Origin of the sequence: Longimicrobium sp., from assembly GCF_036280135.1 — a bacterium.
Taxonomy (GTDB): Bacteria; Gemmatimonadota; Gemmatimonadetes; order Longimicrobiales; family Longimicrobiaceae; genus Longimicrobium.
In genome coordinates, this window is sequence record NZ_DASURI010000200.1 from 1 (window position 1) to 3,135 (window position 3,135).

The 3,135-nt window shown below is 72.5% G+C and carries 4 protein-coding genes and 1 pseudogene; 1 reads left to right on the plus strand and 4 read right to left on the minus strand.

Going from position 1 to position 3,135, the window contains the following annotated elements; translation table 11 throughout:
- Nucleotides 1-531, plus strand: a pseudogene (locus VFZ20_RS05880) (hypothetical protein); the annotation flags it as partial.
- Nucleotides 532-585: 54 nt separating this feature from the next.
- Here VFZ20_RS05880 and VFZ20_RS05885 read toward each other — a convergent pair.
- The 4 genes from VFZ20_RS05885 to VFZ20_RS05900 all read right to left on the minus strand — a co-directional run.
- The gene (locus tag VFZ20_RS05885; protein ID WP_329682909.1) at nt 586-948 is read right to left on the minus strand and encodes a hypothetical protein; all 363 of its coding nucleotides are present in this window, start codon (nt 946-948) and stop codon (nt 586-588) included.
- Between the two features lie 31 nt (nt 949-979).
- Nucleotides 980-1,336 (minus strand): hypothetical protein, encoded by a 357-nt coding sequence (locus tag VFZ20_RS05890; protein WP_329682910.1) that lies wholly within the window; start codon nt 1,334-1,336, stop codon nt 980-982.
- Between the two features lie 61 nt (nt 1,337-1,397).
- Nucleotides 1,398-1,628 carry a hypothetical protein gene (locus VFZ20_RS05895; protein ID WP_329682911.1) on the minus strand — a complete coding sequence of 77 codons (231 nt, stop codon included), beginning with the start codon at nt 1,626-1,628 and terminating at the stop codon, nt 1,398-1,400.
- A 160-nt stretch (nt 1,629-1,788) separates the two neighbouring features.
- On the minus strand, nt 1,789-3,135 hold a 1,347-nt coding region (locus tag VFZ20_RS05900; protein ID WP_329682912.1), incomplete at its 5' end, for a M20/M25/M40 family metallo-hydrolase.

A 3,135-nucleotide genomic window follows, 5' to 3' on the forward strand; every position in this document is an offset into this window, starting at 1 on the left:
CAGGCCGTCATCCAATCGGTTCCGCCCGCGCCCACGGCGGACACCGCGGCGGAGCGGCGGACGCGGCGCGAGGCGGAGGTGCGCCGGCGCGCGCAGTCCATGCCGCGCTTCGCGGATCATCCCGCGCGCGAGACGTTCACCGGCACGCCCGCGCCCGTGGACCTGGCCAGCGCGGAGGGCGCGCGGCAGATCGGCACCGTGCTGCGCGAGGCGGCGCGAAAGGGACCCAACTTCGCGGGGCGCTACACGTTCGTGCAGTGGGGATGCGGGACGAGCTGCCAGTCGTTCGCCATCATCGACGCGCGGACGGGACGCGTGACGTTCGGTGGCCGGCCGCTCTCCGTGGGCGCCGGCTACCGGCTGGACAGCGAGCTGCTCGTCGCCGATCCGCCGGACGCGTGGCTGGAGGCGTACGGCGCCGACGCGACAGACGCCGTGGGGAGCCTCGCCCGGAGCGTCTACTACCGCTGGGATGGACGGCGGCTGGTCCCGCTGGACTCGCTGCCCATCGGACGCGACGCAGGCTGGTGACGCGACGAGGCCGCCGATCAGGGGAGATCGGCGGCCTCGTGGCATCGCATCCTATCAGACTTCCAGGCACGCCATCGAGAACGGGCCGTCGTTGGGCTCGGGGTAGAACACCTCGGAGTACCACTCCTGGAACACCCCGCCCACCACCTCGCCGAACGCCACGGTGTACGGCGATCCGTCGTTCTGGTAGTTGATGCCGCTGTCGGCGTCCTCCGCCACCACCACGCCGTTCACCGCCCAGTCCAGCCCCCATATACCGTTGCCGTTGCTGGTGGCGTAGTGCCCGCAGCTGGCGCCGGCCGGGATGGATACCTGCGTGACGATGTCGTACGCCCGCGCCGGCCCCGTGGAGCCGGCGCCCGCGCTGGCCGTGCCCGCCAGCAGCAGGGCGGCGGCAAGGATGGAGATGCGCTTCATCGGGATCACCTCGTCGGGTTGGAAGGGCGTCTCAGACGGTGAAGCAGGCCACGTACGGCAGTTCCTGCGGCGTGAACTCCTCGGAGTACCACGCCGAAAAGACGCCGCCGCTCACCTCGCCGATGGAGACGGTGTACGGCGAGCCGTCGTTCAGGTAGTTCATCCCGGACGCGTCCTGGGCCACGACGACGCCGTTGACGGCCCAGTCCACGCTGGACAGGGGGGAGCCGTCCAGCGAGGCCCAGTGCCCGCACGTCTCGCCCGCCGTGACGATGTACTCGGCGTGGATGTCGTAGCCGTCCGCGCGCGGCGGATGCGTGGCCGGCGCGCTGGCGGCCGCCGTGCCCGCCAGCAGCAGGGCGGCGGCGATGCAGATGCTTCGCGTCATGCGGTCAACCTCCGTCGGATGGGGGAACGCCGGGCGGCCGGACGCCGCCCGGCCGGACGCGTCAGAACCGGCAGTTGCAGCAGCCGCCGAAGCACGCGCCCACCCCGCTGGCGCACAGGTATCCACAGTCACGCGACGCGGGGCACGTGCCCATGTAGACCTGCCCCTCGCCGTCGCAATCGGAGCGGGCCGCGACGGGCTCCGCCAGCGCCTGCTGCGCGCCGAACCCCAGCGACGCGGCAATCGTCAGCCCGAACAGCAACCGTCTGGTCCTGCGCAGCGTGTCGATCATGACAGCCTCCTGGTGAGCGGAACCGGATCGCACGCGTCCCATGCGACGCGCGCACACCAACAGTTAGTGTCGGATAAGGATCATCGCAAGATGCGTGCGGATCGGCTCCGCGTCCGTCCGGACGCGGGGCCGATTCTCCGATCGTCGAGCGCGGCGTCCCCTACCGCACGCCGGCGAGGGTGAGGACGAAGAGCAGGGCCCACTGGGTGCCCAGGTGGCTGTCCGTCGTGTCGAACCACTCGCCCAGGGAGTGCGCGCCGCCGCCGCGCCCGCCGCCGTCGATGGTCACGGCGGGGATGCCCAGGGCGATGGGGATGTTGGCGTCCGTGCTGCTGGCGATGGCCGGCACCTCGAAGCCCAGCGTCCGCCCCGCCGCGCGCGCCGCCTGGACGATGCGCGTGTCGTCGCCCTGCGTGCCGGCGGGGCGCAGGCCGATGGTGTCAATCTCCATCGTCAGCCGCTCGCCCTGGCTCCAGCGCGCGTTCTCCTCGTCCAGCGCCTGGCGGATGGCCGCCTGGAAGCGCGCGTCCAGCGAATCCAGCGCGGACGCATCCACCGAGCGCATGTCCACCTGCATGCTGGCGGACATGGCGATGGAGTTCACGGACGTGCCGCCCTCCACGATGCCCACGCTGAAGGTGACGCGCGGATCCGCGGGCACCTGGAACTCGCTCACCCTGGCGATGGCGCGGCCCAGCGCGTGGACAGGGTTGGGCGCGCCGAAGTCGCCGTAGCTGTGGCCGCCGGGGCCGCGGTAGGTGACGGTATATCGGTGGCTGCCGACGGCGTCCCTGGTGAGCCCCAGCCCGGTGCCGTCCACGGAGATGAAGTAGTCCACGCGCCCTGCCAGCTCGCTGCCGAACAGGTGGCGCACGCCGCGCAGGTTCCCCGGCCCCTCCTCGCCCACGGTGCCCACGAAGAGGAGGGTGCCGCGCGTGCGCACCTGCGCCTGCTCCAGGGCCCGCGCCACGGCCAGGACGATGGCCAGCCCGCGGCAGTCGTCGCCGATGCCGGGGCCGCGCAGGGTCGTCCCGTCGCGGCGCACGGTGACGTCGGTGCCCTCGGGAAAGACGGTGTCCAGGTGGCCGGAGATGACGACGACGGGCTCGCCCGGTTCGCCCGGCCGCTCGGCGATGACGTTGCCCTCGGCGTCGATGCGCACGTTGCGCAGCCCCAGCGCCTCCAGCCGGCGGCGAAAGTCTTCCGCGCGGCGGGCTTCCTTGAAGGGCGGCGCCTCGACCTGGCAGATGGCGATCTGCTCCTCGATGGTCTGCGGCTCCGTGGCGCGCACGTGCTCCAGGGCTTGGCGCACGCGCGGGTCGCGGTCCGGCACGCGCGGTGCCTGGGCTTCCAGCGCGGTAGCGGCGAGCAGCGCGGCCAGCGGTGCCGCGATGCGGGCGGACGCGAGGCGAGCCGGTGTGATGCAGGCCGGTGCGATGCGGATCGTCGCGGCGCGGACGGAGTGCGGCATGGGCGATGTCGGCGGATTGAACGGAATCGCGATGGA